The sequence below is a fragment of the Methylobacterium sp. WL69 genome (genome assembly GCF_008039485.1).
Lineage (GTDB): Bacteria > Pseudomonadota > Alphaproteobacteria > Rhizobiales > Beijerinckiaceae > Methylobacterium.
This window is the reverse complement of the sequence record NZ_VRUZ01000157.1, coordinates 1-4,897: the sequence shown is the minus strand read 5'-3', so window position 1 is coordinate 4,897 and position 4,897 is coordinate 1. Positions and strand designations below refer to the sequence as shown.

The following is a 4,897-nucleotide window of genomic DNA, read 5'->3' as shown; positions in this document are numbered from 1 at the left end:
GGTAGGGGGCCAGGGCCAACCCTCCCCCCTCTGCGGGGGAGGGTGGTCGCGGAGCGACCGGGAGAGGGGGCGACCTCTCCGGATATGGGGCCCCCTCATCCGATCCGCTCACGCGGGCCACCCTCTCCCGCAGAGGGGAAAAGGAAGGCGCACGCGCGGTGTGGAGACACGGATATGGACCAGCAACACAAGCTGAACGATGTCCCGCCTCGTCTGCGCTCGTTCGCCCGTGCGCAACGGCAAGCAATGCCCCGCGCCGAAGCTCTGTTCTGGGAGCAGGTTCGGGGCAGCCGTTTCAAGGGTCACAAGTTCAGGCGGCAGGTGCCGATCGCACCCTACATCGTCGACTTCCTGTGCACCTCGGCGCGTCTCGTCATTGAACTCGATGGCGAACCTCACGAAACCGACGCGCGGAAAACTCGTGATGCAAAGCGGGATGCTTGGCTCGCTCAGCAGGGCTTCCAGGTTCTGCGCTTCCCGAACGACCTCGTGTTCAGCAATCTCGGTGCGGTAATGAGCAGGGTCGAACAAGCCCTCGAACAGCAGCACTGCCCCTCTCCCGCCTCGCTCCGCGAGGCACCCTCCCCCGCAGAGGGGGGAGGGTTACGCGTGCTCGACACCCAACAGGTTTCGCCATGAACGCACCCGCCCCCTACGACGTCGAGGCGATCCGGGCCGAATTCCCGATCCTCGCCCAAAAGGTCTACGGCAAGCCCCTGGTCTATCTCGACAATGCGGCCTCCTCGCAGAAACCGCGGGCGGTGATCGACGCCATGGTGGGCTGCATGGAGACGGGCTACGCCAATGTCCATCGCGGGCTGCACTTCATGGCGAACGCCGCCACGGAGGGCTTCGAGGGCGCGCGCGAGACCACCCGGCAATTCCTCAACGCCGACTCCACCGACGAGATCATCTTCACCCGCAACGCCACGGAGGCCTACAACCTCGTGGCCTCGTCCATGGGGCTGATGGGCCAGATCGGGGAGGGGGACGAGATCATCCTCTCGATCATGGAGCACCACTCCAACATCGTGCCCTGGCACTTTTTGCGGGAACGGCGCGGGGCGGTGATCAAGTGGGCACCCGTAGACGACGAAGGCAACTTCCTCGTCGAGGAGTACGAAAAACTCTTCACGCCGCGCACGAAGATGGTGGCGATCACCCATATGTCGAACGTGCTCGGCACGGTGACGCCGGCGGCCGAGATCGTGCGGATCGCCCACGCCCACGGCGTGCCGGTGCTCCTCGACGGCGCCCAGAGCGCGGTCCATGGGCCCATCGACGTGAAGGCGCTCGATTGCGACTTCTTCGTCTTCACCGGCCACAAGGTCTACGGCCCGACGGGCATCGGCGTGCTCTACGGCAAGAAGGACTGGCTCGAGCGCCTGCCCCCCTACCAGGGCGGCGGCGAGATGATCCGCACGGTCAGCCAGGATTCCATCACCTACAACGATCCGCCGCACCGGTTCGAGGCCGGCACCCCGGCCATCATCGAGGCGGTGGGCCTCGGCGCGGCGCTGGAATTCATGATGACGCTCGGCCGCGAGAACATCGCGGCGCACGAAGCCTCGCTCTTGGCCTACGCGCAGGAGCGCCTCGGGGCGATGAACTCCGTGCGGATGATCGGCACGGCCAAGGGCAAGGGCGGCGTCATCGCGTTCGAGATGAAGGGTGCGCACGCCCACGACATCGCCACCGTCATCGACCGCCACGGCGTCGCCATCCGGGCCGGCACCCATTGCGCCATGCCGCTGCTCACCCGATTCGGCGCGACCTCCACCTGTCGCGCCTCGTTCGGACTGTATAACACCCATGCGGAAGTCGACGTCCTCGCCGAGGCCCTGGCCAAGGCCGAGATGATGTTCGCCTGATCCGGAATCCCGGCGGTGGACGGCGGGGATCGACGACGATCCGCGACCCTCACGAGGACAGTACCATGAGCGATTCAGCCATCACCGGCGGGGCCAACACCCCCGCTATCGCCAGCGCCTCGGCGATCCCGCCCGAGGAGCTCGACCGCCTGACCGACGACATCGTGGCGGCGCTCAAAAGCGTCTACGATCCCGAAATCCCGGCCGACATCTACGAGCTCGGCCTGATCTACAAGGTCGACATCGCCGACGACCGCACGGTGGCCATCGACATGACCCTGACCGCTCCGGGTTGCCCCGTCGCCGGCGAGATGCCGGGCTGGGTCGAAACGGCGGTGGCGGCGGTGCCGGGGGTCCAGGCCTGCGCCGTCACCATGGTGTTCGATCCGCCGTGGGACCAGAGCCGCATGTCCGACGAGGCTCGCGTCGCCCTCGACATGTGGTAGCGGCCGGCCCCGCTCAGCCTTCGCTGGCGAGATCCCGGCGCGCCGGGAAGGTGAGCCCGTCATAGATGTCGGTCATCGCCAGGGTCGCGCCGATGTCGGGCAGGGCGATGACGGCCTCCAGCCCCTCGAAGGTCTCGATCTCCCAGCCGTCCGCACCGCGCCGGTAGAGCAGGGCCTGCGGTTTTAGGGTCTCGACGAGGAGGATGGCGGCCAGCGTCGGGTGGCGCTTGTACTCCTCGACCTTGCGGGTCTGGTCGATGGATGTCGTCGAGGGCGAGGCGACCTCGACCACGAGCCTGGGCTCGCGCGCCTCGTAGGTATCGGGCATCAGGGGCGCGCACTCGACCATCACGTCCGGCCGGCGCAGGCCCCGGATGCCGGTGCGGATCGAGATGTCGGCCGTGGTGGGTCGGCACGGCTTTCCGCGCAACTGCGCGTACAGCGAGCCGATGATGTTCACGGTCGCCCGGTCGTGCTGCATGCTGGCCCCGGTCATCATCCGGTGCCGCGGCACCGGATGCCCGTCGACGAGTTCGTACAGCTCGTCCTGGTCGCGCTGCCAGACGAAGAAATCCTCGGGGGTCATGCTGAGGCGGGCGGCATCGGCCATGGTGAATCCTCCGTCCGGACAGCCTACCATACGGCACCGGCTCCTGCGCAGCGGTGGTGGACCCGGGCCCGCGCAATCCTTATCTTAACTGCGCACGATCATCCTCAACCGCCCGGGCCTTGAACCCGGCTGCCGGAGAGACCCCATGGCTTCGAATTTCAAAGTCCTCTCGCTCACCGACGCGGCGGCGACGCGCATCAAGGCGATCATCGCCGATGCCGACCGTCCCATCGCGGGCCTGCGGGTGGGCGTGAAGAACGGCGGCTGCGCCGGCATGTCCTACACCATGGAATACGCCGACGGGCAGAAGCCCGGCGAGGACATGGTCGAGGATCGCGGGGTCAAGGTGTTCGTCGACCCGAAGGCGCTGCTGTTCCTGCTCGGCACGCAGATGGACTTCACCGCGACCAAGCTCGCCTCGCAGTTCGTGTTCAACAACCCGAACCAGACCTCGGCCTGCGGCTGCGGCGAGTCCGTGGCGATCACGCCCGTGAACCCCGAGGCCGTCCGCGCCACGGCCTAGGGTCGGCTCCGGCGTCAGGCGACGTCGGAGAGCGGCAGGCTCTGGCTGTCGTCGACGGTGCGGTTGCGGCCGTCGCGCTTGGCCATGAACATGCACTGGTCGGCCCGCTCCAGGAGCGACACGGCCGTGTCGCTGGAGCGTGAGACGGCGATGCCGAGGGAGATGGTGACCTTGCCGAGGGACTCCCCCGTGGAGCGCTTGACGAGGTCGCGCCCCATCACGCTGGCGCGGACCTTCTCGGCCAGGGCGAAGGCCTCGGCCCGGTCCGTTCCCGGCAGGAGGATGCCGAATTCCTCCCCGCCGAAGCGCGCCAGGGTGGCGCGGGCGGTGATGTGCTCGCGCATGACCAGGGCGACGAGGCGCAGGACCTGGTCGCCCGTGAGGTGGCCGTAGACGTCGTTGAAGCGCTTGAAGAAGTCGACATCGATGACGATGAGGCTCGCCGGCGCCCGGTCGGCCACCGATTCCTCGACCATGGCGTGCAGGCTCTCCTCGAACTGCTTGCGGTTCGACAGGCCGGTAAGGGGGTCCGTGAGGCTCTCGAGGCGGGTCGCCGCCAGGGTCTCGCGCAGGGATTCGATCTCGTTGCGGCTCTCGCGCATGCGCGCCTCGAGGGTGCGGTTGTTGGCCGTCACCTCCCGGGTGGTCGCCACCAGGGCGCCGACGATCTCGTGGACCCGGGCGCGGTCCAGGCCCTGGCCGCCGAGATCGTCGGAGAGAAGGCGCAGGGATTCGCCGTACTGGGCCGTGGAGCCCAGGGACAGGTCGAGCACCTCCATGATGCCCTCGATTTCGGAGAGCACGGTGCTGCTCGTGCGCTCGGCCGCGTGCGCCAGGCGCTGCCCGTCGAGATAGGTCTCGTAGAGGGTGTCGATGTCGGAATCGAGCAGGGCGCCCTTGGCCGTGAGGCGCTTGACCGCGTCGTTCAGGAGGGGCTGGAGGCCGGAGACGTAGGTGTACCAGACCGTGTAGGCCCGCGGCGTCGCCGAGGGGCCGTAGTCGCGCATCAGCACGTTGGCGCGTTCCGCCAGCGCGAAGGTCCGGTCCCGGTCTCCGTGATTGCCGCCCATGTTCCGTCCAACCACGCGATCGTTCCCGGACCGCGCGCCCCGGCGGGGGCGCGCGGCCGACGGCGCATCCTAGTCGGCAGATCGTGCAGAGGCCGTTAAGAGGCCCAGAACTCCATAAGAGACCCGGAACCCCATCGAAGACCCGGATCCCTTTCCGCAGCGGACGGACGGGCGCCCCTATTTCGGCGTCTTGATCACGGCCGGACGCAGGAGGAAGGCCGGTACGTGGGAGCCGAGGCCGACGGGGGTGTCGCCGTCATCCTCGTCCCCGCGCCGCCGGGGGGCGGGCCGCCGCTCCTCGCGCCGCGGCTCGGCGGTGCGCGCGGGCACGCTCGTCCGTTCGGGCGCCGGTTCCCTGGAGCGTGCGGGTGCGGGGG

General features: G+C 68.4%; 6 protein-coding genes and 1 pseudogene. 4 read left to right on the top strand and 3 right to left on the bottom strand.

Going from position 1 to position 4,897, the window contains the following annotated elements:
* Positions 1-174 precede the first annotated feature (174 nt).
* The 3 genes from FV218_RS21820 to FV218_RS21810 all read left to right on the top strand — a co-directional run bounded on the left by FV218_RS21820 (position 175) and on the right by FV218_RS21810 (position 2,317).
* Positions 175-639 (top strand): DUF559 domain-containing protein, encoded by a 465-nt coding sequence (locus tag FV218_RS21820; RefSeq protein ID WP_147711529.1) that lies wholly within the window; start codon positions 175-177, stop codon positions 637-639.
* A complete protein-coding gene (locus FV218_RS21815) occupies positions 636-1,871 on the top strand; it encodes a cysteine desulfurase (protein WP_147711528.1) in 1,236 nt (411 codons plus the stop codon). Before FV218_RS21820 ends, FV218_RS21815 begins: the two co-directional genes overlap by 4 nt.
* Positions 1,872-1,936: 65 nt before the next feature.
* Positions 1,937-2,317 (top strand): SUF system Fe-S cluster assembly protein, encoded by a 381-nt coding sequence (locus tag FV218_RS21810; protein WP_056095958.1) that lies wholly within the window; start codon positions 1,937-1,939, stop codon positions 2,315-2,317.
* A gap of 13 nt (positions 2,318-2,330) precedes the next feature.
* Here FV218_RS21810 and FV218_RS21805 read toward each other — a convergent pair whose 3' ends face one another.
* Positions 2,331-2,927 carry a Uma2 family endonuclease gene (locus FV218_RS21805; RefSeq protein WP_246685233.1) on the bottom strand — a complete coding sequence of 199 codons (597 nt, stop codon included), beginning with the start codon at positions 2,925-2,927 and terminating at the stop codon, positions 2,331-2,333.
* Between the two features lie 145 nt (positions 2,928-3,072).
* On the opposite strand from FV218_RS21805, the gene FV218_RS21800 reads away from it, so the two are divergent.
* On the top strand, positions 3,073-3,450 hold the full coding sequence (locus FV218_RS21800) for an iron-sulfur cluster assembly accessory protein (RefSeq protein ID WP_056095965.1): 378 nt from the start codon (positions 3,073-3,075) through the stop codon (positions 3,448-3,450).
* Between the two features lie 14 nt (positions 3,451-3,464).
* Here FV218_RS21800 and FV218_RS21795 read toward each other — a convergent pair whose 3' ends face one another.
* Entirely contained in the window at positions 3,465-4,520 is a 1,056-nt protein-coding gene (locus FV218_RS21795; protein ID WP_056095968.1) for a GGDEF domain-containing protein, read from the bottom strand.
* Positions 4,521-4,697: 177 nt separating this feature from the next.
* A pseudogene (locus tag FV218_RS21790) lies at positions 4,698-4,897 on the bottom strand (DEAD/DEAH box helicase); the annotation flags it as partial.